The following is a 24,757-nucleotide window of genomic DNA, read 5'->3' on the forward strand; positions in this document are numbered from 1 at the left end:
TCGGTGGGATGCCGCGTGCCGTGATATCGGATATAGCGGATAATCCATCCCACGTATGCCCGCTCTGTACGCGGGCTCAGGTGTCGCGCGCGCATGCGGCCTTTCACCTGGGAAAGCAATCGCGGCTTTTCTGCGGGCATAGCCTTGGCCGGTGCTGGTTATCGCTGCAGGAGCCCACAACCTGATGCCTCCGCCCGCAGAGCGTGTCACCACAACATTGCCAACGCATCATTCGGTCGCACGACCCGCATTCGCCCACCATTCGTCCCTCCCCGGTTGGGTGCCAGGGCTGGCCTGCAATCGCTCTCGCGCCGGGTCGTCGCCGGCCTACGAGCCGAACGAGCTCCATGGTGTGCACGCCGCTAACCCCGGCCAGCTCGATCCTCGATGCGGCCGAGCAGGCGAAGCAGGCCGTCGAGAATCGTCAACGGGTGTGGCGGGCAGCCCGCGATCCACAGATCGACGGGGATCGCACGATAGGCATCAATCGCAGCTCGTCAAGTATGCGAACGTCCCCACGCCGTGAACAAGCGGCGCGTCAAGACGCGTCAAGACCACATGTGTGCCGGCTGGGTGGGCTGCGGGCCACGGCGGGCTCCACCGGGTCACCCGTGATTTCTCGGCGTGATGGCCGGCGTGGAACCAGGCGCGCCGGCGACCGCGCGGGCCGGAGCGGACCACGTGACGCGCCACGCGGCCCCGACGAGTGGGCCGGGGCGGGGGGTGACGCTCAGGACGGGTGAGCGCAGCTTAACGTCGACACGCTCAACGTCGACATCGGTGGGCGGGGGGAGCGCCGGCCTGGGGGCTGCGCGGCCCCTGCGTACCCACCGGCGTGGCAGCGCGCGTCCGGGGAGGTGCGTCAGGATGCGATCGATGACGGCCCGCGCCGTGATGACCGCGATGATGCGCATCGCCGCCCCTTCGGCTCCCGCTCGAGGAGAACGCCGGGATCGCACGCCGGGAGTAGCCCACGCTGTACCACCTTCGCTATTGCCTCATACCGTAGTTCGCAGTAACAATTGGTAGCACAACACATATCGCCCCGCAGGGCACACTCGCGAGACTCTTCGCGACACCAATGTGGGGCGTTTGCTCACCCGTATTTAGCTCCGGCGCGCGTCCTAGCGTCGCCGTGTGGCAATATCGACGACGGGGGCAGTGTGGATGTACGGGTCCGCTGCCATCGCGGCGCGGATCGTCTCGCCTACGTCGTCCGCCATAATCTTCCGCGCGTCGTCGGCTAAGTGCGCGTATCTCTCCGTGCTTCGCGCCGTTTTGTGGCCCAGGAGCTTGCCAATCAGGAACAGCGAGTAGCCTTGTCCGCCGGCGAACGACGCGACGGAATGGCGTAAGTCGTGAAGGCGCACGCCTTCGAGTCGCGCCTCTGAGCGCACGGCTGTCCAGAGCCGATGTACGCTCTCTAGGGGCTTCTGTGGATCGCGACCGGGGAAGACGTAGGCCGATCCCTTCACGCGCGCTTGTGCGCCCAGCAGCTCAAGCGCCGGGGCGGTAATGGCTCGCACGTTCTTCCCGCTTTTCGTGTCGCCGAGCGTGGCGATCCCCGCCGAGAGATTCACGTCCGACCACTTCAACGTCATCGCCTCCTGCTCGCGCCAGCCGGTGAAGATGAGGAACCGCAACGCGGCGAGCGTGACCGGACTCGCGGGTTGCAGCTCACTCTTGAACATTCCCGAATTGCGCGCCCGCTTCACACTTTTCGTCAGTTTGTGCTCAGGGGCCGGGGGAAGGCCGATTGTCTCGGCGACGCACAACGCTTGACCGACGCGCGCCATTTCTTCGACGGTGAGGAACCGCTCGCGCGGGTGCTCGGCGTACAGCTCAACATTCCGCGCCGGATTCGTTCCGCTGAATAGTCCGCCTCGCTCAAGCCAGTAGAAAAACGCTTTCACCATCTGCACGCCGCGGTTCGCGGTGCCCGGCTTATCCTCTAGACTGAGGTGCAGCCGCGCTATGTCTCGCGTGGCGACTTTCGCGACGGGCAGCGAGCCGATGGCGGGCAACACATAGAGCCGCGCGAGACTTTCGTATGACTCAATCGTCCGCTCTTTGACGTGTGCACGGCCATAGTCGAGATAATCGGCGAAGAGCCGTTCGACTGTTTCCTCTCGCGTGGCACGTCGCGCGTCGGCGCACACGATGTAAGCCAGGTGCGTAGTAGCCCGCGACGAACGTCTTCGAGCCGCCCGGCTTCACGCGCACACCGAAGCCGCGTAGCTCGCGGTCCCAGAGAAACACATCGCTCGACGTGTCGGGCTTCAGTCCATCTACGCTCCGCTTCGTTAGCTTCCCGCGCATCGGACATCCCCCAGATCGACTTGTGAGGCAAGGAATCACAATAGCGGGTTTCCCCTATGAGAATCGCGTAAAAACGGAAACGGGAGGAATTGTGAGGAACGCCGAACCCTCTTATTTGCAACCAGGAGGTCGCAGGTTCGATCCCTGTACGCTCCATGCGTAAAGTGAAGGCCCTGCAGTCAAATCGACTGCAGGGCCTTTGTATCTATTCGGCCGGGGGAGCGTGCCCGGGCCGCGGCGCGTCAGACTTTGGCCGGCGTTGTCGAGGCGGCTGGACTCAGTTCCTCGGGGGGAGGCACACGCACCGGCTTCTGCCAGGCCAGCCTCTGATGTACCGGTCGTCCTTTGATCACCAGCAACTCCGCATAGTAGGCGACAATCCGCGCCTGCACTGACTGCTTCGTGTCTTTCGCCGAAGCCTCGAACGGAGCGTAGCGCGTGCTCCCCTCGGTGTCGAGGCGGACCCACCACCACGGCGGCATCCCCGCGTGCCGGGGCGCCTCGACCGAGCAGAAGAACTTGCGCCCTGCATCCACGAACTCGAATTCCTGCGTCACTTTGCCCCTTGAACGTATGATTCAATCTACCCTATTGAGCAAGGCGCCGGGGCATTGAAGTCGCAGGTTTCGATTATTGTACGCTCCATGAAACGACGAAAGCACCGCTGTGAAGCTCGATCAGTGGCTTTGTGCCGCATTTCGCGGAATAATCGCAAATTGCGGCGGATTTTCAAATGAACATTTTATCGAGTCCGGACGTCAGCTCTGCCGTGATTCTCGCGCGCGGTCTCGGGACGAGAATGCGGAAACCGGATTCGGAAGCCGCCGTCGAATCGGCGCAGGCGGCGGTAGCCGATTCGGGAGTGAAGGGAATGATCCCCATCGGGCGACCATTCCTGGACTACGTGATCAGCGCGCTTGCAGACGCCGGATACTCACGGGCCTGTCTCGTCATTGGTCCTGAGCACGAGGCCATCAGGGAGCATTACACTGTCGCGTCGCCACCCCGACGGGTCACGCTGCAATTCGCCGTGCAGGAAAAACCCCTCGGCACTGCCGACGCGGTCCTGGCCGCGGAGGAGTTCGCGGCAGGCGAGCCGTTCATCGTGCTCAACTCGGACAACTACTATCCGTTGGCGGCACTGCGCGCGCTTCGCGTGACGCGCCCGCCGGCACTCATCGCCTTCAGCGTGCGCGCACTGATCGAGATTGGGAACGTCTCGCCCGATCGTGCGCGTCGTTTCGGGTCATTGAATATCGGCGAGGACGGCATGCTCCGTCGCATCGTTGCGATCGGAGCCGCCGACGCGGCGTTCGATGAGGAGCCTTACGCCAGCATGAACTGCTGGTCGTTCACGCCCGCAATCTTCGAGGCGTGCCGTCGCGTGCCCGTGTCCGCGCGCGGCGAGTTCGAGCTGCCGCAGGCGGTTGCGCTCGGAATCCGTGAGCTCGGAATGCGGTTCACCGCAGTGCGAATGCGTGAAGCGGTTCTCGATCTTTCGACACGCGCAGACATCGCGGAAGTGCAGCAACGTTTGCGCGATACGTTTGTGGAAATCTGAACTGTGACAAAAAAGTCATAAAAAAAAGATTGAGCTCGGTCTCAACCGGTCGCGAGGCCGGTCCGCAAAGCCAAAGGGTCTCCTGGACAGGAGATAGCCTGGTTGTCGTAAAGGTCGCCGGAAATTCCGGCAAACCTTTATGTATCAAGGAGCACTGGCATGAAGAAGGCAATTTTCCTCCCCGCGGTGGCGCTCTGCCTCACCCTGACGTTCGATCTCTACGTCATTGGAACGTGGGACGGAGCTGGAATGCAGGGCTTCGGTGCAGACACCTGGCAGCTCGAAGTGAGCAAGGCCGGTGGAGCACGCGAGAACGTCTTCCACACGTCGTTCTCGAACCAGGCGACGAAGCCGCAGAATTATCCGAAGCAGGTTGATCAGGGCGGCACGAGCCCGAGCGGGCGTGGCGCGCTGGCGGTGAACACGCTTGGATATCCCAGGGCCATGAACAAGAACGACCTCGGCGACGCCATCTACCGCATGAGCTTCACGGTAGCAAATCCGGGATTGCGCGAACTGGTGTTCTCCTTTCACACCACCACGACGCTTCAGGGCGTCGGTGACGAGAGCTGGGGACTGGACAACGTCCTCGTAACTCTCAACTAGGCAGCCGTCAGGCGAGTGACCGCGCGCGGTCGAGGAGCGATGCCAGCATCTGATATGGCATCGCTCCCGACTGACGCGAGGTTTCCTTTCCCCCGATGAAGACTATCGTGGTGGGGATCCCACGAATCTGGAACGACTCGGACGTGCGCGGCGCGAGGTCGGTGTTGAGCTTGGCGACGATCGCCTTTCCAGAATAGTTCGCCGCGAGCTGGTCAACGGCCGGCGCCATCATTTTGCAGGGGCCGCACCAGTCGGCATTGAAGTCCACGATCACGGGCACCTCGCTTTCCGCGATTGTCCTCGCGAAGCTCTCCTCATCGAGCACGATGGGACGGTCGAGGAGCATCGGCTTCCCGCATTTGCCGCACTTCGGCTTGTCCGCCGCCCGTGCGACGTCAATCCTGTTCCAGCTGCCACAGAACTGGCAGCGAAGAGTGGCTCTCGTTGACGGGTCGGTCCTGACAGTTGCGGCTTCCATCGGCGATTCTCCCGATTCTGTTAATTTCACCGGATGACGACTTCAAATCTGCAAAAAGTGCCGCAGCCAGGCGACATCGTGCCGGATTTTGCCGCGCTCTCGACGACGAATGAGGAGATTCTCGCGGAAGTAGCGAAGCTCCCGTAAACAACCGATCCAGCTTTCAGACGGCCGTGGCGCTGGTCCTTGTGACTTGCGCGACGGCCGCTCGTCATTGTGGTGCATCGACAGGCTGAACGAGCCCGCGTGGGAGAGATCAGCGCCCGGCTTTATTCACGTAATGATGAAGGAGTCTATGCGCCTCATGTGCGCCAGCGCACCCAGCCGGCGGCGTCGCGGATTGAATCGCGCCTCCGGCTTCAGCATGCTCGAGATGTTGGTGGTCATGCTCATCATCGGCGTGCTTGTCGCGATCGGCGTTCCGAAGATTGGGCGCATCATTCAGCACGAGCGTGTCAACCGCGCCGCACAGGTCCTCGTCCAGGACCTTCAGAACGGATTCGCCATGGCCGGCCGGCAGCGTGCCCCGGTGCGTCTGACGTTCACGCCTGACACGAAGACATACGTCCTCAGCGATCGGGCGACCGGAACAGTCCTCCAGACCCGGATCATGAGCCAGGGGTCCGAGTACTCGCTCACCGGAATGAGCTCTTACAACGCCTCCGGACAGCTGGCCAATACAGTAGACATTCTGCCCAACGGAATCGGATCCACAGAGTTCACGGTGACGCTGACGCTGAACGACTACTCACGTAAGGTCAGCGCGTCGAGTGCCGGCTTCGTCAGGATGACTCCACAGTAAAGGAGAGAACCATCATGGTCGAATACTCTGCAGAGGCGGGTCCTCCCGTCGCCAGCGCCCCGGGCACCGGGTCTCCGGCCGAGCGCGGCATACGCGCTCGCCGGGGCGGGTTCATCCTCATGGAAGTCATCGTGGCGATGACGCTGCTCGCTCTCATCATGACCCCTCTCGCGGCGATGGTCTACAAGATCACCGCGCGGTCGCACCGGACCATCGGCAACACTTACCGGAACGGAGTCCTGATGCAGCAGGTGAACTTGCTCGAGGCGCTTCCCTATGACAGCCTGACCGTGGGCACCAGTACCACCACGATCACCGCGATGCCTTACCCGCACACCACGACTGTCACCGTGGTGCAGTACTTCCAGAGATGGCAGCTGAAGGCCAAACGCGTCACGCTCATCATCACGCCGACCAATCCGCTCTACCGGCCGGATACGACGGAATTCATACGGTCCAGCGCGGCTACGAGGACGAGCTTCGTGGACGACGGCCAATGATGAGGTCCTTCACGGCTGGTCCGCGGAAAGGTCTCAGCATCGCCGAGCTCATCATCGGTATGGTCATCCTGGCGATAATCGGGCTGGCATTGACGAAAGTCCTCAGGTCGCAGGCGATGTATTTCGATCATCAGAAGACAAGCAATCTCGCGCGCAGCGTTGCGAGGGGACCGCTGAACCGCGTCGTCTCCGATATTCGAATGGTTGAAGCGCGTGGCGGCGTGATCACCGCATCGGCTTCCGTGGTCGAGCTGCGCGTGCCGTATGCGATGGGCGTGGTGTGCGGGCCGGGACCGAACAACACCACGACGCACATCAGCCTTCTTCCGGTGGATTCGGCCATGTTCTCCGCACCAGGCTACTCGGGATACGCGTGGCGGGGCGGGAATGGCGTGTACCGATACAGGGAGGACAACCAGACGAAGGACGTTGGAACGTTGGATGTCTGCAACGCCAAACAGATCGGGACACTCACGTCCCAGGGCGCGAGGATAGTACAAATAACTCCCTTGCTTCCGGATACCGCCAGTATGGGCACTGCGGTGTTTCTCTACCGGAAAATCCGCTACTCGTTCGCGGCGTCCACGACCCTGCCCGGCTCGATCGGTCTCTTCCGCACGAGGATGGAAACCAATCAGTCGGAGGAGTTGTCGGCGCCGTACGACGCTTCCGCCAGATTCAGGTTCTTCGTCGGCAGCAGCTTCACGGCACAGGATGCCCCGCCCGCCGATCTCTCCACGCTTCGGGGCATCGAGCTGAACATGACGGGGCTGAGCGAGCGCGCACCTTCCGGCGCCTCGCAGCCCCAGCGGGCGCCTTTCGTCACCGCAATCTTCTTCAAGAACCGTCTCGACTGAACGGAGACCTCAATGTCACTGGAACAGCATAGAAAGGGTTTTGCGCTTCCGATGGCGATTCTCGTGATCGGCATTCTCTCGATCTCGATCGCCGCCGGCTTCACTCTCGTGAACTCCGAGCGCCGAGGCGTGGACGATCAGAAGGCGCAGGTCAGTGCATTCGTGCTCGCCGAGCAGGGGCTGGAGATATTCTTCGTCAAGCGTGATTCGCTGGGGTTCATCTCGAGGCCTCCCGCGGTGAAGGAAGGTCCAATCCGCATTTACATGAAGGGCGGGTATGCCGATGTGCAGCTCGATCGCGTACGGCCGCCGACCGGCTCACTGGCCGGAGTCTTCGTCGTTCGATCGAAAGGCACGCAGACGCAGGGCGCCATTGGGGGCGCACCTGCCGGGGTGCGCACGGTGGCCCAGTACGCCGCGTGGGAGCCGGCATCCATGCAAGTGCTCGCCGGGTGGACCGCTATCAGCGGAATCATGAAGAAGGGTAACTCCGGCTCGTTCCTCGGTGTGGATGCCTGCGTTGTGTCGGACACCATCGCTGGAGTGGCAGTCCCGCAGGTTCCGGGATTCAATCAGCCGGGCACGACGGACAGCCTCGCATACCTTGCCGACAGCGCCAGGGCGGGCGCGGCAAGAGTTGAGATTGACTGGGCGGGCATTCTTGCTGGTACCGCGCTGACCCCCGACTACACCGTGCCGCCTGACGCCATTCCGTCTTTCGCCGACACGACATTCTATCCGACGATCCTCATGATGGGTACCGGCAACATCGGCAGCTCGTCGCTGAACGGCGGCCGGGGAACTCTCATCGTGCAGGGAAATCTCGACACCGGCAGCGGCGCGACATTCAACTGGAACGGAGTGGTTCTCGTCGGCGGGGACCTCACGGGAAACGGAAACAACTACATCAAGGGCGCGATCGTGAGCGCTCTCAACGTGAAGCTCGGCCAGACTGTACCGATCAATACCGTGAATGGAACGAAGCTGTACCAGTACAACTCGTGCGAGGTGGCGAAAGCACTGATGGGGCTTGGAGCGCTGGTGCCGCTGCCCAACACATGGGTGGATAACTGGGTGGAATACTGATACTAGAGACGCAGAGGACTGCGCCACGCAGAGACGCAGAGGAACCGCTTGGCTGCGCCACGCAGAGACGCAGAGGGAAGCGCAAGAGACGGAACTGCAGCTAGGAGCAATGCTGTTCAGTTAACAGGTCGCCGACTCCACGTTTTCGTGCGACGATGCCGGTGGAGCACGTGGACGCGGTAGCTGGGTTTGTGCGTACGCTGCCGTCGCCGGGGCCGGAGGGAAAAGTTACTCATCTTTCGCTTGACGCCGCGGGGCACGGCGCGGCCGCGACTGGAGGTGACCACTTCCGCGCGCAGTTCCTCGAGGATCGTGTACCGCGCGCGCCGCGCGCGCGTGGAAGTGCACCCAACGCCGCCTCGTGCATGAGCGCGCGGAGCGCGAAGTGCGCGAGCAGGAAGCCCCACGCCTCCTGCCGCACGAGCTCAGGGGTTTTGCTGCGGAGCACGCGCTGTCCGCCGCGCAGATGCGTCTTGAGCTCGTCGAACGCCGTTTCCATCTCCCACCGCTCATGGTAGAGCGTGGCCAGTTCGGCCGCGGGGGCGCGCGCGGGTGCCAGCACGGTGGTCACCAGCCGGTACGACGCGTGGGTCGTGGGCACACCGGGCAGCGTGTACTCGATGACGCGCACTGGCATCGGCGTCCGGTCGGGGCTCGTGCACTGACGATTCCAGCGCAACTCACTGCGATACGACCCATCCGGGAACCGCTCCAGGACCGGCAGCGTGAACGTCACGCCGGCGCGCCAGAGGAGCGCCGCGCCCGTGGCAGACGCCTGGCGCCAGAGATCGAAGCTGAGCAGGCCACGATCGGCGAGACACAGCATCTCGCCCGTGAGGTGGGGCACCACGTCCGCCGCCATCGCGACTTCACTGGTGCGGTACGCCCCGAGTTGCGCCGCACAAATGGCATATGTCCCGTTCTCCAGCAGCCCCACGAGGCGCAGCTGCGGAAAGGCCCCGGTCGTGTTCGCCCCGCGCGCACTGGCCGGCCGCCCGAAGACGCGCGCATTCGCCGCCGTGTCCCCGACATCGAGCGTCGTCCCGTCCAGGCTCATCACCCGCCAGCCGCGGTACCAGGCGCCGGGCGTCCCCGTCGTGGCCACCGGGGCCACGACGGCGCGATACAAGGCTTCAAGCGGAGCCGCGCCGAGCCGGGTCCGCGCCTGCGAGATCCCCGACTTGCTGGGCATCGTGGTCGCGGTCGGGTCGCCCAGCCAACGGGCTCCTTCCACGACGCACCGGAGCACCTCGCGCGTCGAGACGTCCGCGTAGAGCGCGAGCGCGATGGCGTAGTAAACCATGACATGCGCCGGCAGGTCGCGCTCGCGTTCACTCACGCGCTCCGTTTCAAACAACACCTGCTCGACCAGCTCCGCGGGGAATTGCGCCGTCAACACCCCAAGACTGATGTGATCGGCCAAGCGCATCCCTGCGGGCAACACAGCGGCGGTCCGAGCCATGCAACCTCACGGTGGCGTCGAACCAATCTAGTCACTTACCACTTAACTGAACAGTATTGGCGGTAGCGGGCGAGTGCGGGCGCTGACGAGCCCGGGTTCGTCGCTCTCTGCAGAAAGATCGAGCGTGACCGCAAGTTCCGTTGCTGAAGCTGCAAGGACTCCTGTACTTCACCCGCGAGACGCAGGAATGGCTCTTTACCGCTTCCACGACCTGTTGCTGCCGGGCGGTTTCCTCGTCTTAGGGAAAGTGGAGACGCTGCTCGGAAAATCGCGCGAAATGTTCGCGCCGGTGAGCTCCCGGGAGCGAGTCTTCCGCCGCCTGTAACGCCCATTCCGGTTCCAATTCATTGCGACAGACGAAGCGAGTGCTGGTGGTAGATGACAGCGCCTTCATGCGCCGGCTCATCACCGAGATCGTGGAATCACGTCCCGAGTTCGTCGTCGTGGGAACGGCGCGCGACGGCTCGGACGCGCTCGCCAAGACCAGATTGCTGCGTCCCGACATCGTCACGCTCGACATCGAGATGCCGGGGATGGACGGTCTCACGGCTCTCGCACAGATCATGACGGAGATGCCGCGCCCGGTGGTGATGTTGAGCGCGGCCGGTTCGGAATCCGACAACTCGCTGACGATCCGCGCACTCGAGCTCGGCGCGATAGAATTCGTGCGCAAGCCGTCCGGGCCCATAAGCATTGACCTTGCCCTGGTCCGCGCGGAGCTGATGCGCGCGCTCAACGCGGCGTCCATGGTGCGAGTGGCTCACGTCGTCGCACCGCTCAGGATCGAGCGCGCCGAGCCGGTCACGGAGCGCGCTCCTCTGCACAACGAGCCGGCGAGAGCGGCGGTCGTGATAGCCGCCTCCACGGGGGGCCCGAAGGCACTATCCGAGGTGATGTCGCATCTGCCGGAGCGACTCGATGCTGCCGTGCTGATCGTTCAGCACATGCCCGAGGAATTTCTGCACTCGCTCGCCCGGCGGCTGAGCCAGCTCGGGCCGCTGCCGGTGAAGGTGGCCGCCGACGACGAGCCGGTGATGACGGGACGCGTTTACCTCGCGCCTGGAGATCGACACATGTCGGTTGTGATGCGGCGGGGAAGGCCGTTCGTGAGGATCGACTCGGGCCCGGCGATCTGCGGAGTACGACCGTCGGCCGATCCACTCTTCGCCAGCGCCGCTCTCGCGTTCGGTGAGAATCTCGTCGGAGTAGTGCTGACGGGAATGGGCCGTGACGGATCCGACGGCCTCCGCGCGGTTCGCGCCGCCGGGGGCGGCGCGATCGTGCAGGACAGAGCGAGCTCGATCATCTACGGCATGCCGCGCGCGGCGCTCGCCGCGGCGGGCGCAGATCGTGTCGTCGCGCCTCGACTCGTCGGCGCCGCGGTCGCGGATATCCTCTCGTCCCGGAGGGCAGTCGCATGACGCCCGCCCGCGCGACAGCGCTAATTCGCCCGATCCGCGAGGATCACCTCGGTGCATCCACGTTCGTCGAGAAGGGATGGCATCTGATCGCCCACGAGGATTTTGTCCGCGCGGAGGCGGCGATCGAGAACGCACTGCGTCTGGCGCCGAGCGACCAGCGTGCGCGAACGCTGCTTGGCTGGGCGAGAATGCGGCAGGGAAGGTACGACGAGGCGCTTGTAATCCTCGACGAAGTCCTCGGGCAGGACGCGATGAACGGGCTCGCCCGCGCGAGTCTCGGGTACGTCTGCATGAGGAAGGGTCTGCTGCGCGAAGCGCACGAGCACATGTCGCGCGCTGAGGCCCAGATGGGCGACCCGAAAGCGGCGCTCTACGGATGCTTCTTTCTCGGGCTGCTATACAGTCAGCAGCGCGACGTGATCGAGGCGGAGCGTTATTTCTGGCGCACTCTGTCAATGGCGCCGAACTTCATCGAGGCGTACTACGAGCTCGGGCGGACCTTCTGGATGGTCGGCAAGCCCGCGGAAGCCGAGAACGTGTGGCGCGGAGGCAACGCCGCGAACCGTTTCAGCGTGTGGGGCAAGCGCTGCGCCGAGGCGATTCGTCTCGTGCGAGCGGGGCAGGAGCCACCCAGCTTCAGCTGAATGCCCCGTTAGCACAACATTAAGATACAATGAGGCATGCGCCCGCGAGGGCGATCGCGCTTGACACGCTTTTCCCGCTCCTCTACACTACCGCCCTATGGCTGAATCCGAAGCGGGAAGAGGACTGTCTGTCGGCGAGCGGATGAATCCGCGCACGAAGTCCATCGCGCTCTGGATTGCCGCGCTGGCTACAATTGCCATAGGTTTCGCGGATCTTGCGCGCGGCGGCACTACGATTGCCCCAGTGCTGCTCGTGCTTGGGTACTGCGTGCTTGTCCCTGTTGCCATTCTGAAGTAGGGCTGGGCTCGGCTCTGCACCGGGCGAGTAGCTCAGTTTGGTTAGAGCGCCTGCCTTACACGCAGGATGTCGGGGGTTCGAGTCCCTCCTCGCCCATGAATGTTTCTGGACCAGTAGAATCGCCGCGGTGTACGGATGTTCATACGTTTCGAGGCTAGAACATTGAGTGCAAGGAGTCTGACTTTGGGTCACTATCGAATTTCCGCCCGGTGCGCGTTCGTCGCGCTGGCTACGCTTGCCGCCGCGCCTCTTGCGGCTGCTTCCGCCCAACGGCGTCCCCCGGATCCGGTTCCGCGCGTGATGATCGCGACGTTCTCAAGCCCGGAGAAGGATCTCGGCATTCAGACCGCCGAGGCGCTCCGCTCGCGCGTCACCCGCGACGTGGATGTGAGAAAGCTGGTCGTGATTCCCAAGACGGACATCAACAACACCCTGCAAGCGTCCGGCTACTCGACCACCGAGGCCCTCGCGTCCAACGACGCCAAGCAGCTGGCTACGTTGCTGCGCGCGGACGAGTACGTCGAAGGCACGGTGTCGAAGACTCCGACAGGGGTCAGGATCGACGCCCGCATGGTATTGTCGCGCGACCAGACGCTGCAGCAGCCTCTGCCGCCCGCTGAGGCGGCCAAGGTTGACCAGGCCGCCGCCGCAGTCTCGAAGTCCTATCAGGCCGCCCGTGAGCAGCTGGCCGCGGAAAAGACCTGCTACATGCTTTTCCGCGACCGGAAGTACGCTGAAGCCGGGATGATGGCCCGCTCGGCGCTCTCGAAATATCCCAACGGCACGATCGCGATGGTGTGCCTTGCCAATGCGTATCAGGAGCTCAAGCAGACTGACTCCGTGCTGGCGGTATCCGAGCGCATCACGGCCATTGACCCTCGCAACATCGCTGCGCTTCGCTTCAAGGCCGAGATCTATCAGACTCGTGGGAACACCGAAAAGGCGACCGAAGCCCTGACCGGCCTCATGGCGGCCGATCCGAGCAACGACCGTCTTCGCGACCAGGTCATCGCCAGCCTCGTCACCACCGGTCGCGTGAAGCTCGCGCTGCCGATCGTGGAGGATGCGCTGCGGGCCAATCCGGGTGATCCGAAGACTCTCAACATGGCATGGCGCGTGTACCTTGCCGCTCAGGACTACGAGAAGGCGCTGGCGACTGGTGCCGAGCTGATCAAGGCCGACACTGCCGCTGCCGACACCACTTATTACGTCCGGAGCGCGGCCGCCGCGTCACAGATCAGCCCGGCCCGGGCAGCCGGGATCCTGTCGCAGGGAATCGCGAAGTATCCGGCCAATGCTTCGCTGCTTCTCGTGCAGGCCAATGCGCTGAGCAAGGCCGGCCAGAACGCGCAGGCGCTCGTATCGGTCAACCGGGCGTTGGCGATCAGTCCCAGGATCGAAGGCGGCTACGCTCAGAAGGCGCTGATCTTCAGCGGACTGAACCAGCCGGACAGCGTGCTCGCCGTGATCCGCACCGCCTCGGCGAGCGGCGCAGACAAGAAGAGCCTGGCCCAGGTCGCGCTCAAGACGGGAAGCGACGCCTACAAGGCAGGCAACGCGTCGAAGAACCGCGCGGACCTGCAGCGTGCCGTGCAGTTCCTGATGCTGTCCGATCAGCTCGAGGGATCAGCGGATGCCAAGTTCCTCGCCGGCGCCTCGGCCTTCCTCATCGGCCAGAGCGCGGTGAACGAGGCGCAGGAGACGAAGAGCTGCTCGCTCGCGCGTCTCGCCAAGGAGTCGTTCGCGACGGCGCAGGAGAACGTGCCGGCCGGACTCCAGTCATACTCCGAGGCGGCCAAGCAGCTTCTGACCGCCATTCCGCAGTTCACCCCGGCGGTAGACGACCAGATCCGTCGCTTCTGCAAGTGACACCGGGGGCACCAGGCGCGTGGGACAGCGCCTATCACGCGCCGGTGCTCGCGGATGAAATAGTCGGACTGTTCAGTGGTACCCGAACGATACTGGACTGCACACTGGGGGGCGGCGGACACAGCGCCGCCCTTCTTGCTATTGGCGCCAACGTCACCGCGATAGATCGCGACCCGGAAGCGATTCGAACGGCCCGAGACCGGCTTGCCGCGTATGAGGCGGCAGGCCGGTTTCGCGTTATATTGGGCAACTTCGCCGAGGCAGACAGGTTGCTCCCCGATCCATCACAGAAGTTCGACGGCATTCTCGCCGACCTCGGTGTGTCGTCACATCAGTTTGACGACGCGGCCCGCGGCTTCTCATTTCGCGAGGGTGCGACGCTCGACATGCGAATGGGAGAGCGATCCGCGCAGACCGCCGGCGATCTGCTCGATACGGCGGAAGAGGAGGAGCTCGCGCGGATCTTCCGCGAGTACGGCGACGAGCCGCGCGCCAGACGTATGGCGCGGCAAGTCGTACGCCGCCGCCAGAACAGACCTTTTGCAACGAGCGACGACCTGGTGGGTGCGATCCGCGCCGTTCTCGGGCCCCGGTCGGGGTCGAGCGACTTCGCCCGGATCTTTCAGGCAATCCGCATTGCGGTCAACGATGAAATGCGGTCGCTCGAGACGGCGCTCCCGATGCTGCGCGACCGGCTCGAGCCCGGTGGAACGCTGGCGGTCATATCGTATCACTCGGGCGAGGACCGGCTGGTGAAGCACGCCATGCGCGAGTGGTCGCTCGATTGCGTATGCCCCCCACGACAGATCCAGTGCACGTGCCGCGGCCGCGCGCTCGGCAGGCTGCTCACGAGAAAGGCGGTCAAGGCAGGGGATGCCGAGATACAACGCAATCCGCGCGCGCGCAGCGCGCGCCTGCGCGCATGGCGAAGCGAGGGCTGAAGCGCGGCCGCTGGATGATCGCCGGCGGCCTCACCGTGTTCGTTCTCGTTTCCGCCGCGGTGATCGCGCGGCGGAGTTACGGCCACAGGGAGGGACTCGAGCTGACGGCGCTGCAGCGTCGAAGATCGAACCTCGAAAGCGAGCGCGTGCGGCTCTCCCAGGACATACGTGATGCGTCGTCGCGCCCCGTAATAGTTCCGATCGCCGAGCACCGCCTCGGCATGCACATACCGTCGGAATTGCAGATCGTGATACTGAACAGGATTGCGAGGAAGAATGGTGCGCCTTAGCCGCGTCAGCGTAATCCATCTCATTCTCGCTCTGTTTGCGGTGGCGCTGATCACTCAGGCGGCGCGCGTGCAGCTCGTGCAGGGCAAGGACTGGGCGGAGCGTGCGCGGCGCCAGCAATACAGGAACGGAGATGTCGCGGCGGCGCGCGGAAATATCTTCGACGCATCCGGCAACGTGCTCGTCGAGAGCCGCGAGATGTTCCGATTGAACGTTGCGCCCGGCGAGGTGAAGGATGCGCCCCGGCTCACGCGTGAGCTCAGGAGGGCCGGGGTAGGGCAGGAGTGGATCCGCGCGTCCACCGACAGGAAGCGGAAATGGGTCTCGCTTCCCGGGCTGTACGTTGCGGCCGACGTTGCCACCTTCACTTCGCTCGCCGGCGTGCACTTCGTTCCGCTCATGATCAGGGAGTACGCGAACACGGCAGGAATCCGTCGGATCGTCGGGAATCTCGATCCCGACGGCCGCGCACTTGGCGGCATCGAGCTCGCGCTGGACAGCGTGCTGAGCGGCGACTCACTGCGCTCGCCCGTCGCCCGGGACGTGCGCGGCCGCCGGCTCGGCTCGCCGGGCGAATGGGAAACAATTCCGCGAGCGGGAAGCAATGTCACGCTTACGATCAATCGTGATCTGCAGGAGATCTGCGAGCGCGCGCTGGCCCGCGCCACCGACAGTCTGAATGCCAGCGGGGGAGACATCGTCGTGATGAATCCCAACAATGGCGAAGTGCTGGCGATGGCGAGTCGGCGGCAGGGAGTGCGCTCGCTGTCGAACACAGCGGTGACCGAGCCGTTCGAACCGGGGTCCACACTCAAGCCGTTCATCGCGGCAGCTCTCCTCGATCGCAAGCGCGCGCGCGCTGACGAGATGATGAACACATTCGGCGGCGAGATGGTGCTGGACGGCCGTCGGTTCACGGACGTTCACAAGGCGCGCGAGCTCACTCTCGCCGATGTCATCAGGTACTCGAGCAACATCGGCATCGTGCAGTTCGCGGCGCGTCTCACGCCGCGCGAGGAGTACGAGACGCTGCGCGACCTCGGGTTGGGGACGGCCACCGGCGTGCCGCTTCCGGGTGAGGCCGACGGCACGCTGCGCGAGCCCCGTCGGTGGACCAATAAATCTGCGGCCTCGATGGTGATGGGGTACGAGCTCAGCGTGACTCCGCTCCAGCTCGTCGCGGCGTACGCGACTCTCGCGAACGGTGGTGAGCTGCTGCAACCGCACGTCATTCGCGAGGTTCGCGGATCCGACGGCGAGCTGATCTACAAAGCCAGGAGGCGCGTTCTGCGCCGCGTGTTCAGCGAACACGCCGCGAACGAGGTAAGGGGATTTCTGAAGAGCGTGGTGGACAGCGGAACCGGCGTGAAGGCAGACCTCGCAACGTTCGAGATGGCGGGCAAGAGCGGCACGGCGCGGCGTGCGGTGCGGGGGCAAGGGTACGTCGAGGGCGATTACACGGCATCGTTCGTGGGCCTCTTTCCCGCCGACAAGCCCCAATACATCGTTCTGGTGAAGCTCGATTCGCCTCGCGGCGCCTATTATGGTGGTGAGATCGCGGCACCCGTTTTGGCGGTCGTGCTGCGGGCGGCACTCGCGGCGCGGGACGCCGCGCTCAATCGCGAGGATCTGGCGAGCGTCGAGCGCGAAGTTCAGCTCCCGTCGTCCGCGGACAGCCCGGCCGCCGGGAAAGCCTCGCCGCAGCGCCCGGCAGCGTCGGTTGAAGATGCAGCCGCGGAGCCGGATACACCGGCGGTTTTCGGCGTTGATCCGGCGCCGTACTCCGAGAAGACGCCGCAGCCAGCGCGGGTCATCTCTCTCCCGTTCGTGCCGGCGCGGGTTCCCGAGGACCGATCCCCCAGGGCCGTTCCTGACGTTCGGGGGCTCCCGACAAGAAGCGCGGTTCGCGCTTTGCATGCATCCGGATTCAGAGTGACGCTCGTGAGCTCTCAGGACGCGCCGACCATTCCCGCGCCAGGCACAGTGCTGCCGGCGGGCGCAATCGTCAAACTTCAGCACAACCCCTGATGAGCTTTACGCTGGGCACAATCGTCGACGCTCTCGTGCGGGCGGGGTTGCTCGCCGGCGTGCGAGGTGACCTCCCCGACGTGGTGGAGGGCATTTCGGACGACAGCCGCCACGTCTCTCCGGGGTCTCTCTTCATCGCCGTCCGTGGATCGGTTCTCGATGGTCACGACTATCTCGACCGCGCGGGCGAGCGTGGCGCATCAGCGGTGATGGTGGAGGATGCGGGTTGGACATCGCTTCCGGCTATTCTCGTGCGCGAGGGCCGCAAGGCGGCCGCGGTCGCCGCCGGCGCGGCGTTCGGTGATCCGTCCAAAGAGCTGAGGATGATCGGCGTCACCGGTACCAACGGAAAGAGCACGACCGCCGGAATTCTTCGCCACCTTCTCGATCATCCGGGTTCGCGCGCGGCTTCCATCGGAACGCTCGGCGTTTTGTTCGGTACGGAGGCGGAGGTCGTGCCCGGCGGAGCCGAGCTGACGACTCCGGGGCCTGTCGAGCTGCAGCGCGTGCTGCGTGTGCTCGTGAATCGAGGCGTAAAGACTGTCGCGATGGAGGTGTCGTCGCACAGTCTCGACCAGCGGCGGATTGACGGGCTCAGCTTCGATGCCGCGGTGTTCACTAACCTCACTCGCGATCATCTCGACTATCACCGGACGATGGAAGCTTACTTCGCCGCGAAGGCGCGGCTGATGGACTACCTGAAGCCGGACGGCGCCGCGGCGATCAACATAGACGACGAGAACTGGACCGCGCTGGCCAATTCGCGGAGGAAGATTCTCTTCGGCGTGGACCCCCGCGCCGACGTGCGCGCCACGGACGTACGATTCTTTCCATCCGGAAGCGAGTGGAACCTCACGTACGGCGGCGAGGCTATTCCGGTCAAGCTGCCGCTCATCGGCGACGTCAATGTGCACAACGCGCTTGGCGCCGTGGCGGTCGGTCTCACGATGGGTGTGCCGCTGGCCGAGTTGGCGTCGTCTCTCGGAAATCTGCCGCAGGTGCCGGGACGCCTCGAGGTGATCTCGCAGAATCCGACGGTGCTCCGGGATTACGCGCACACGCCGGATGCCATCGAGCGTGCGCTCGCGGCGATCCGCCCATTCACATCGGGGCGGCTCATCCTCGTCTTCGGATGTGGCGGCGACAGGGATCGTGGCAAGCGCGCGGAGATGGGGCGCGCGGCGGAGGCCGGCGCGGATCTGGTGATCGTCACCAATGACAACCCCCGCACCGAGGATCCGGAGCGGATCCTCGACGACATCGAATCGGGCATGTCGCCCGGCCGGCATCTGCGCATTGTCAAAAGGAAGACGGCGATCCGGCGCGCCATCGAGGAAGCGGGTGACGGCGACGTCGTGCTCCTCGCCGGCAAAGGACACGAAACGTATCAGATAATAGGCACGGCGAAGCTTCCATTCGATGAAAATATTATCGTGAAGGCCCTCGTCGCGGAGCTTGGTAATTGAGCTTCTGGACTCTCGCCACCGTGGCCGAAGCGCTGGGAAGCTACGTGACGACGAAGCCGCCGCGCGGACCGGCCGAGCTCGGCGGCATCAGCACCGATTCCCGATCGGTGTCCGCCGGCCAGCTCTTCGTCGCGCTGATCGGAGAAAAGTTCGACGGACATGACTACGTGGAGGCCGCGCTGCGGCAGGGCGTATCCGCGGTGATCGTGTCGCGTCCGGTCCGGATCGAATCGCCGGGCGTTGCCGTGTACGAGGTGCCCGACACGCTCGTAGCGCTCGGCAGACTGGCGAGCCACTGGCGCCGCGCGTGGGGCGGCGCGCTGGTGATGGTGGCGGGAAGCAATGGCAAGACGACGACCAAGGATCTCATCCGCGTTGCGCTTTCGAGGGCGATGCGCGTGCACGCAACGACTGGCAATCTCAACAATCGCATCGGCGTTCCGCTGACACTGCTGGCGATCCCTCACGACTGCGAGATCGCGGTCGTCGAGGCGGGCACGAATCTGCCCGGCGAAGTGGCGATCCTCCGCGCAATCGCGGATCCCGACATCTCCGTCGTCACGTCAGTCGCGGAGGAACATCTCGAAGGTCTGGGCGATCTCGCCGGGGTCCTTCGCGAAGAAGCCGCGGCGTTCGATGGCGTGCGCATCGCCATCACTCCTGCTTCGCAGCCGGAAATCGGCGACGCCGCGCACGAGCGGGCGGAAGAGGTCATCACCGCCGGACTTGACGAAGGCGACGTGAAGCCCGACTCATGGTCCATATCGAGCGATGGCGTCGGCACCGTTCGATTCGGCAACGTCACAATGACGCCGCCGCTTCGCGGGATTCACAACCTTCGGAACGCGATGCTCGCGATTGCCGTATCGCGCGCGTGCGGCGTGAGCGACGAGATTGCCGCGGCGGGGATAGAGGCGATGCCGGCGCTGCGGATGCGTGTTGCATGGGAGCAACTCGGCAGGGCAACACTGATCAACGACGCGTACAACGCCAATCCCGGCTCCACACGCGCGGCGATCGAGCTCGTGAAGAGTGTCGGACCCGGAAGGCAGAGGGTGATCGTGCTCGGTACCATGCGCGAGCTGGGCGAAGCGTCGACGCGCTGTCACGACGACATCAGCCGGCTGGCGCTCGACTCGGGAGCTGACGTCGTAGCCGGAATCGGCGAGTTCGCCGAGTCCCTGGCACGAATCGGTAAAGAGGACCCGAGGATCGTCACGGCTGAATCCGTCAGCGAGCTGTGGCCGCGGTTATTCCCGCGGATGCAGCCCGACGCGGTTATTCTATTGAAGGCCTCTCGGGGGGTCCAGCTGGAGCAGCTCGTTCCGCACCTCACAACCTGGGCAAATCCCTAGTGCTCAACTACCTGCTGGTTCCGCTGGTCAGGGACTTCGGATTCCTGCGAATCTTCAACTACATCTCCTTCCGCGCGGCGGGGGCGGCGGTGACGGCGCTGCTTGTGTCGTTCATCGTCGGGCCGCTCATCATCAAGCGGCTGAGGCGGATGCGGCTGCACCAGGTAATCCGCGAAGGAACGCCGGACAGTCACCAGGAAAAGAAGCGGATCCCGACGATGGGTGGGCTGATCATTCTCGCCGCGACTCTGATACCGACCTTCCTCTGGGCCAAGCTCAACAATCGCTACGTACTGATAGCGATGTTCGTGATGCTGTGGATGGGGTTCATCGGATTCGTCGATGATTATCTGAAGCTGAAGCAGAGGCAGGCCGGAAAGGAGAACACCGGGCTCATCGAGGGCTACAAGCTCATCGGCCAGGTGTCGATCGGAATCGCGCTCGGATGGTATCTCTGGCACTTTCCGCTCTCCACTCTGCCCGGTGCTTCGACGACGCTGCCTTTCTACAAGTACATCCTGGTTGTCCCGACGTTCGCATGGGTGTACGTGCTGTTCGTCACCTTCGTGCTCACCGGCACGAGCAATGCGGTGAACATCACCGATGGCCTCGACGGCCTCGCGGCGGGGCTCACCGCCATCGCCGTGCTCACTCTCGCGCTGTTCGCCTACGTCATCGGACGCATCGACGCGTCGGCGTATCTGCAGGTGTTCTATCTGCGCGGCGCCGGAGAGCTGACCGTCTTCTGCGCGGCGATCATGGGCGCGTGCATCGGATTTCTATGGTATAACACCCACCCCGCGCAGGTATTCATGGGTGACACGGGCTCGCTTGCGCTTGGCGGAGCCCTCGGCGCGATCGCCATCCTGCTGAAATCGGAATTCGTTCTGCTGCTCGTGGGCGGCGTGTTCGTGGCGGAGATGGTGTCGGTGATTCTTCAGCGTGTCGTTTTCAAGTTGAACAAGAGGATGAAAGGGCTCGAGTATGCGCAGACTCATCGGGTGTTCCGGCTGGCGCCGCTTCACCACCACTTCGAAAAGGGCGGATGGGACGAGAGCCAGGTCGTAGTGCGCTTCTGGATTCTCGGGATTCTGTGCGCGTTCCTGGCGCTGAGCACACTGAAGCTCAGATGACGGAGGCGGAGCGACCCGGAGGCGAGGTTGCCATCCTGGGGCTCGGAAAGAGCGGCACCGCGGCTGCCAGGCTGCTCCTCGCTGACGGAAAGCGTGTGTACGTGTCGGACTCCGGATCGTCGCCGGCACTGGAGGCGACCGCCCGGCAGTTGCGAGATCTCGGCGCAGCAGTGGACGTGGGCGGCCATGACCTCGCTCGAATAGCGCGGGCGTCGCGCGTCGTTGCGAGCCCGGGAATCGATCCCGCCGCTCCACCGATCGCGGCGGCGAGAGAGGCAGGGAAGCCACTCGTCAGCGAGATAGAGATCGCGCTCAGCTACCTGGAGGGAACGCGGATCATTGCCGTCACGGGCACGAACGGAAAGACGACGACGACAGCGCTCATCGGCCACATCCTGCGCGGACTTCGTGAAAATGCCGTAGATGCCGGCAACATCGGCACACCGTTGTCCGACATTGCCCGGCGGGACGATCACCCTGATTGGATCGCTCTGGAGATGTCGTCGTTCCAGCTTCACGACACACCGAGCCTTGCGCCAGACATCGGAGTTCTCACCAACCTCAGCCCTGATCACCTGGACCGGTATCCGACAGCCGAGGAATATTATTCGGACAAGTCGTTGCTGTTCGCGAACGCGGATGACGACTCCCGGTGGGTGCTCAACGCGGATGACGAGCGCGTGATGCGTATGGCCGCCGGCATCGCAGGAACGAAATCCGGATTCTCCGTGCGCCACGAGGCCGATGCGTGGCTCGACAACCGCACCGGCGCGCTGCACGTGCTGGGATTGCCACTGATGGCGAGGAACGAGATCAATCTTCTCGGCGACCACAACGTCGCCAACGCGCTCGCCGCCGCGCTCGCCGTCTCCCTCGCTGACGCGCGTTTCACGGAGCCCGACGCAAGGCGCGACATGGCGGCCGCGCTCGGCAGCTTCAACGCGCTCGAGCACCGGCTCGAGGTTGTCGGCGAGAAGAACGGTGTGCAATGGATCAACGATTCGAAGGCGACGAACGTCAGCTCTTCGCTCGTGGCAATTGCGGCCATGCGCAAACCGACGATTCTGCTGCTCGGCGGCAGGCACAAGGGCGAGCCATACACCGGCCTGGCCGACGCAATCCGCCGGTCGGTGAAGAAAGTCATCGCGTACGGCGAGGCCGCGCCCATGATCGAGAAGGATCTGGATCGAGTCGTGCCGGTCGAGCGGCTGGGCTCCGATTTCGATGAGGTAATGCGACACGCCCGCGAAAGCGCCGAGCCGGGCGATGTGGTCCTGCTTTCACCAGCGTGCTCGAGTTACGACATGTTCCGCAATTACGAGGAGCGCGGCGCGCGGTTCAGAGAGCTGGCGATGGAGCAATAGATGGCAGTGTCCGTTGCGGATGTGCGATTCAGATGGTACATGGGGCCGGAGGCGCGGCTCATTCTTCTCATGACCGCATGCCTGCTCGCGTTCGGGCTGGCGACCGTGTACAGCGCCAGTGCGATTCTCGCCCAAAGCAAGGACCTCGGCAGCGGCTACTTCTTCATCCGGCAGCTCGCCGGTATCGCGGTGGGACTGGTGGCGCTCGCGGTTTTCGCGAAGGTGGATGCTGAACTGTGGAGCAAGTACGCATGGCCGTTGATGCTACTGTCGCTGTTTCTCCTGCTGCTCATCATCATGCCCTTCACCGAATCCATTGCGCCGCGGATTCGCGGATCGCGACGATTTCTGGTGGGATCGTCGCTTCAACCGTCGGAGCTCGGCAAGATCGCGGTCATAGCGTGGACCTCGATGCTCGTCGTGAAGAAAGGAGACGCGTTGCGCCGGTTGACCAAAGGGCTGCTGCCATTTCTGGTGGTCGTCGGAGCGCTCGACATACTCGTCGCCCTCGAACCGGATCTCTCGGTGGCGATGATGTACACGCTCATAATGGGAATCATCCTCTTTGCGGGCGGGGTTCGCATCGGGCATTTCGTCGTCCTCGGGATCGTCGCTGTGCCGCTTCTGTGGGGACAGATGCAGCGGCTGAACTACGCACTCCTCCGCATGACGGCGTTCTTCGACCCAGGCAGCGCGCCGACCCACGTCAGCGATCAGTTGAAGCAGTCTCTCATCGCCGTCGGATCCGGCCAGATCTTTGGCCTTGGCTTCGGGCGGGGCAGGCAGCAGCTCGGATTCCTTCCGCTCGCATACGACGATTTCATCGCCGGATCCATTGGCGAGGAGCGGGGATTCGTCGGACTCGCGCTTCTGATTCTGGCGTTCGCGGCTTACGCGTTTCTCGGCTTCAGAATCGCAAAGAAGGCGCGCTCTCCATTTCTTCAGCTCACGGCGGTGGGAATTACCGCGACCGTGGTCATCACGGCGTTTCTTCACATTGGCGTCGCGATCGGCCTTCTTCCGACAACCGGGCTGACGCTGCCGTTCGTATCGTACGGGCGGTCGAACATGGTGCTTTCGCTGCTCATGACGGGAATTCTCGTCAACATCGGCAGCACGCGTGAGAAAGTGATCGGATCGCGCGCCACTGATCCGTCGTTCGCCATGCAGAGAGTCTAGCGTGCGCATCCTGTTCGCCGGTGGCGGCACCGGTGGCCATCTCTATCCCGGTCTCGCAATCGCTCGCGCAATGCAGCGACTTTCGCCTGATGTGCGCCCGTTCTTCATTGGCGCGCAACGAGGAATTGAAAAAGGTGTGCTGCCGGACGCCGGATTCCCCTACGAGCTGCTCGACCTGCATCCGCTCTACCGGTCGCGGCCGTGGGAGAACTGGAAGACGATTCGCGGAGGCGCGACGGCATGGTCGCGAATGCGGCAGATCGTCGCCGACGAGCGGCCGGCGTGCGTAGTGGGGACCGGGGGTTACGCGTCCGGCATCGCACTGGCATATGCGGCGACGCGCGGGATTCCCTTCGCGATTCAGGAACAGAACAGCTTCCCCGGGCTCACGACGCGTTTTTTCAGCCGCTATGCCCGACAGGTTCACAATGGATTTCCCGAGGCCGCGGCTCATCTGAGACCGGGGAAGGACACACAGGTGTTCGACTCGGGCAATCCGATCGAGCCGCCGCCTAGCCCTCGATCCGACCGGTCAGCCGCGCGTCTCGCGTGGGGGTTCGCGCCTTCGGGCGGGCGAGTGATGCTGATCTACGGCGGAAGCCAGGGGTCGAAGGCAATCAACGACGTCGTCGCGGAATGGGTTAAGCGCGGTGTACCGGATTCGTTGTTCGTCATCTGGGCGACGGGGCGCAATACGCATGCGGATTACGCCGCGCTCGAGAGCAGCCGCGTGCGCATTCGCGCGTATCTGTCGCCAGTCTCGGATGCATACGCCGCTACCGATTTCGCGCTCTCGCGCGGCGGAGCCATTGCCACCGCCGAGCTCTGCGCGTGGGGAATTCCGCCGATCGTAGTGCCCCTGCCAACCGCCGCCGCGGATCATCAGACGGCGAACGCTCGCGCTCTCGCGCAAGCCGGAGCGGCGGAATTCATTCGTCAGAGCGATCTGACTGCAGAAACGCTCGACCGCTCCGTGGGTGCGCTGATCGGCGATCCGGATCTTCTCGCCAGCCGCACCGCGTCGGCATCTGCACGCGCGCGGCCGCACGCCGCCGAGGAGATCGCCAGCCGGATTCTCGGGATGGTGCGCGCGTGAAACC

Annotated in this window: 24 protein-coding genes, 1 tRNA gene and 1 riboswitch; of the genes, 21 read left to right on the forward strand and 4 right to left on the reverse strand. The window is 64.1% G+C overall.

What is annotated here, in order from left to right:
• Nucleotides 1–1,124: 1,124 nt before the first annotated feature.
• Entirely contained in the window at nt 1,125–2,159 is a 1,035-nt protein-coding gene (locus Q7S20_00845) for a tyrosine-type recombinase/integrase (GenBank protein ID MDO8500373.1), read from the reverse strand.
• Between the two features lie 402 nt (nt 2,160–2,561).
• A complete protein-coding gene (locus Q7S20_00850; protein MDO8500374.1) occupies nt 2,562–2,876 on the reverse strand; it encodes a hypothetical protein in 315 nt (104 codons plus the stop codon).
• 176 nt (nt 2,877–3,052) lie between these two features.
• On the opposite strand from Q7S20_00850, the gene Q7S20_00855 reads away from it, so the two are divergent.
• A complete protein-coding gene (locus Q7S20_00855; protein ID MDO8500375.1) occupies nt 3,053–3,880 on the forward strand; it encodes a nucleotidyltransferase family protein in 828 nt (275 codons plus the stop codon).
• A 27-nt stretch (nt 3,881–3,907) separates the two neighbouring features.
• Nucleotides 3,908–3,990, forward strand: a riboswitch (cyclic di-GMP riboswitch).
• A 49-nt stretch (nt 3,991–4,039) separates the two neighbouring features.
• Nucleotides 4,040–4,486 (forward strand): hypothetical protein, encoded by a 447-nt coding sequence (locus Q7S20_00860; GenBank protein MDO8500376.1) that lies wholly within the window; start codon nt 4,040–4,042, stop codon nt 4,484–4,486.
• A 7-nt stretch (nt 4,487–4,493) separates the two neighbouring features.
• Here Q7S20_00860 and trxA read toward each other — a convergent pair whose 3' ends face one another.
• Complete coding sequence (gene trxA, locus Q7S20_00865) at nt 4,494–4,964, reverse strand: thioredoxin (GenBank protein ID MDO8500377.1); 471 nt, start codon at nt 4,962–4,964, stop codon at nt 4,494–4,496.
• Between the two features lie 280 nt (nt 4,965–5,244).
• Here trxA and Q7S20_00870 point away from each other — a divergent pair, with 280 nt between their 5' ends.
• From Q7S20_00870 to Q7S20_00885, 4 genes are read left to right on the forward strand one after another with little or no spacing between them, the layout of a single operon-like run.
• A complete protein-coding gene (locus tag Q7S20_00870) occupies nt 5,245–5,766 on the forward strand; it encodes a prepilin-type N-terminal cleavage/methylation domain-containing protein (GenBank protein ID MDO8500378.1) in 522 nt (173 codons plus the stop codon).
• A gap of 14 nt (nt 5,767–5,780) precedes the next feature.
• Entirely contained in the window at nt 5,781–6,266 is a 486-nt protein-coding gene (locus Q7S20_00875; protein ID MDO8500379.1) for a prepilin-type N-terminal cleavage/methylation domain-containing protein, read from the forward strand.
• The gene (locus Q7S20_00880) at nt 6,263–7,123 is read left to right on the forward strand and encodes a hypothetical protein (GenBank protein ID MDO8500380.1); all 861 of its coding nucleotides are present in this window, start codon (nt 6,263–6,265) and stop codon (nt 7,121–7,123) included. The genes Q7S20_00875 and Q7S20_00880 overlap by 4 nt, the downstream gene beginning before the upstream one ends.
• A gap of 12 nt (nt 7,124–7,135) precedes the next feature.
• Entirely contained in the window at nt 7,136–8,209 is a 1,074-nt protein-coding gene (locus tag Q7S20_00885) for a hypothetical protein (GenBank protein ID MDO8500381.1), read from the forward strand.
• Between the two features lie 232 nt (nt 8,210–8,441).
• Here the strand turns inward: Q7S20_00885 and Q7S20_00890 are convergent, their stop codons facing one another.
• A complete protein-coding gene (locus tag Q7S20_00890) occupies nt 8,442–9,671 on the reverse strand; it encodes an IS4 family transposase (GenBank protein ID MDO8500382.1) in 1,230 nt (409 codons plus the stop codon).
• A 187-nt stretch (nt 9,672–9,858) separates the two neighbouring features.
• On the opposite strand from Q7S20_00890, the gene Q7S20_00895 reads away from it, so the two are divergent.
• From Q7S20_00895 to Q7S20_00965, 15 genes are all read left to right on the forward strand, one after another.
• Nucleotides 9,859–9,996, forward strand: a complete 138-nt coding sequence (locus tag Q7S20_00895; GenBank protein MDO8500383.1) for a hypothetical protein — start codon at nt 9,859–9,861, stop codon at nt 9,994–9,996.
• Nucleotides 9,997–10,018: 22 nt separating this feature from the next.
• Complete coding sequence (gene cheB / locus Q7S20_00900) at nt 10,019–11,092, forward strand: chemotaxis-specific protein-glutamate methyltransferase CheB (GenBank protein ID MDO8500384.1); 1,074 nt, start codon at nt 10,019–10,021, stop codon at nt 11,090–11,092.
• Nucleotides 11,089–11,736, forward strand: coding sequence for a tetratricopeptide repeat protein (locus tag Q7S20_00905; protein MDO8500385.1), 648 nt, complete (start codon nt 11,089–11,091; stop codon nt 11,734–11,736). Before cheB ends, Q7S20_00905 begins: the two co-directional genes overlap by 4 nt.
• Nucleotides 11,737–11,833: 97 nt before the next feature.
• Nucleotides 11,834–12,034 (forward strand): hypothetical protein, encoded by a 201-nt coding sequence (locus tag Q7S20_00910; GenBank protein MDO8500386.1) that lies wholly within the window; start codon nt 11,834–11,836, stop codon nt 12,032–12,034.
• Between the two features lie 21 nt (nt 12,035–12,055).
• Nucleotides 12,056–12,130: transfer RNA gene (locus tag Q7S20_00915), tRNA-Val, on the forward strand.
• An 87-nt stretch (nt 12,131–12,217) separates the two neighbouring features.
• Entirely contained in the window at nt 12,218–13,903 is a 1,686-nt protein-coding gene (locus Q7S20_00920) for a hypothetical protein (protein MDO8500387.1), read from the forward strand.
• Nucleotides 13,900–14,844: a 16S rRNA (cytosine(1402)-N(4))-methyltransferase RsmH gene (gene rsmH, locus Q7S20_00925; protein ID MDO8500388.1), complete on the forward strand. Its 945-nt coding sequence runs from the start codon at nt 13,900–13,902 to the stop codon at nt 14,842–14,844. The genes Q7S20_00920 and rsmH overlap by 4 nt, the downstream gene beginning before the upstream one ends.
• Nucleotides 14,826–15,134, forward strand: a complete 309-nt coding sequence (locus Q7S20_00930; protein MDO8500389.1) for a cell division protein FtsL — start codon at nt 14,826–14,828, stop codon at nt 15,132–15,134. Before rsmH ends, Q7S20_00930 begins: the two co-directional genes overlap by 19 nt.
• Nucleotides 15,121–17,160 (forward strand): penicillin-binding transpeptidase domain-containing protein, encoded by a 2,040-nt coding sequence (locus Q7S20_00935; protein MDO8500390.1) that lies wholly within the window; start codon nt 15,121–15,123, stop codon nt 17,158–17,160. Before Q7S20_00930 ends, Q7S20_00935 begins: the two co-directional genes overlap by 14 nt.
• A complete protein-coding gene (locus Q7S20_00940) occupies nt 17,160–18,626 on the forward strand; it encodes a UDP-N-acetylmuramoyl-L-alanyl-D-glutamate--2,6-diaminopimelate ligase (GenBank protein ID MDO8500391.1) in 1,467 nt (488 codons plus the stop codon). The genes Q7S20_00935 and Q7S20_00940 overlap by 1 nt, the downstream gene beginning before the upstream one ends.
• Nucleotides 18,623–19,981, forward strand: coding sequence for a UDP-N-acetylmuramoyl-tripeptide--D-alanyl-D-alanine ligase (gene murF / locus Q7S20_00945; protein MDO8500392.1), 1,359 nt, complete (start codon nt 18,623–18,625; stop codon nt 19,979–19,981). Before Q7S20_00940 ends, murF begins: the two co-directional genes overlap by 4 nt.
• Entirely contained in the window at nt 19,981–21,114 is a 1,134-nt protein-coding gene (mraY, locus tag Q7S20_00950; GenBank protein MDO8500393.1) for a phospho-N-acetylmuramoyl-pentapeptide-transferase, read from the forward strand. The genes murF and mraY overlap by 1 nt, the downstream gene beginning before the upstream one ends.
• Nucleotides 21,111–22,478 carry a UDP-N-acetylmuramoyl-L-alanine--D-glutamate ligase gene (murD, locus tag Q7S20_00955; GenBank protein MDO8500394.1) on the forward strand — a complete coding sequence of 456 codons (1,368 nt, stop codon included), beginning with the start codon at nt 21,111–21,113 and terminating at the stop codon, nt 22,476–22,478. The genes mraY and murD overlap by 4 nt, the downstream gene beginning before the upstream one ends.
• Complete coding sequence (locus Q7S20_00960; protein ID MDO8500395.1) at nt 22,479–23,657, forward strand: FtsW/RodA/SpoVE family cell cycle protein; 1,179 nt, start codon at nt 22,479–22,481, stop codon at nt 23,655–23,657.
• Between the two features lies 1 nt (nt 23,658).
• Nucleotides 23,659–24,753 carry a UDP-N-acetylglucosamine--N-acetylmuramyl-(pentapeptide) pyrophosphoryl-undecaprenol N-acetylglucosamine transferase gene (locus Q7S20_00965; protein ID MDO8500396.1) on the forward strand — a complete coding sequence of 365 codons (1,095 nt, stop codon included), beginning with the start codon at nt 23,659–23,661 and terminating at the stop codon, nt 24,751–24,753.
• Nucleotides 24,754–24,757 lie beyond the last annotated feature (4 nt).

It is taken from the genome of Gemmatimonadaceae bacterium (assembly GCA_030647905.1).
Taxonomy (GTDB): Bacteria; Gemmatimonadota; Gemmatimonadetes; order Gemmatimonadales; family Gemmatimonadaceae; genus UBA4720.

Excerpts from the sequence above, each read along its gene's own strand:
- Q7S20_00855 (MDO8500375.1), top strand. The coding sequence starts at position 3,053 with ATGAACATTTTATCGAGTCCGGACGTCAGCTCTGCCGTGATTCTCGCG.
- Q7S20_00860 (MDO8500376.1), top strand. The coding sequence starts at position 4,040 with ATGAAGAAGGCAATTTTCCTCCCCGCGGTGGCGCTCTGCCTCACCCTG.
- trxA (MDO8500377.1), bottom strand. The coding sequence starts at position 4,964 with ATGGAAGCCGCAACTGTCAGGACCGACCCGTCAACGAGAGCCACTCTT.
- Q7S20_00870 (MDO8500378.1), top strand. The coding sequence starts at position 5,245 with ATGATGAAGGAGTCTATGCGCCTCATGTGCGCCAGCGCACCCAGCCGG.
- Q7S20_00875 (MDO8500379.1), top strand. The coding sequence starts at position 5,781 with ATGGTCGAATACTCTGCAGAGGCGGGTCCTCCCGTCGCCAGCGCCCCG.
- Q7S20_00880 (MDO8500380.1), top strand. The coding sequence starts at position 6,263 with ATGATGAGGTCCTTCACGGCTGGTCCGCGGAAAGGTCTCAGCATCGCC.
- Q7S20_00885 (MDO8500381.1), top strand. The coding sequence starts at position 7,136 with ATGTCACTGGAACAGCATAGAAAGGGTTTTGCGCTTCCGATGGCGATT.
- Q7S20_00890 (MDO8500382.1), bottom strand. The coding sequence starts at position 9,671 with ATGGCTCGGACCGCCGCTGTGTTGCCCGCAGGGATGCGCTTGGCCGAT.
- Q7S20_00895 (MDO8500383.1), top strand. The coding sequence starts at position 9,859 with ATGGCTCTTTACCGCTTCCACGACCTGTTGCTGCCGGGCGGTTTCCTC.
- Q7S20_00905 (MDO8500385.1), top strand. The coding sequence starts at position 11,089 with ATGACGCCCGCCCGCGCGACAGCGCTAATTCGCCCGATCCGCGAGGAT.
- Q7S20_00910 (MDO8500386.1), top strand. The coding sequence starts at position 11,834 with ATGGCTGAATCCGAAGCGGGAAGAGGACTGTCTGTCGGCGAGCGGATG.
- Q7S20_00930 (MDO8500389.1), top strand. The coding sequence starts at position 14,826 with ATGGCGAAGCGAGGGCTGAAGCGCGGCCGCTGGATGATCGCCGGCGGC.
- Q7S20_00935 (MDO8500390.1), top strand. The coding sequence starts at position 15,121 with ATGGTGCGCCTTAGCCGCGTCAGCGTAATCCATCTCATTCTCGCTCTG.
- Q7S20_00940 (MDO8500391.1), top strand. The coding sequence starts at position 17,160 with ATGAGCTTTACGCTGGGCACAATCGTCGACGCTCTCGTGCGGGCGGGG.
- murD (MDO8500394.1), top strand. The coding sequence starts at position 21,111 with ATGACGGAGGCGGAGCGACCCGGAGGCGAGGTTGCCATCCTGGGGCTC.
- Q7S20_00960 (MDO8500395.1), top strand. The coding sequence starts at position 22,479 with ATGGCAGTGTCCGTTGCGGATGTGCGATTCAGATGGTACATGGGGCCG.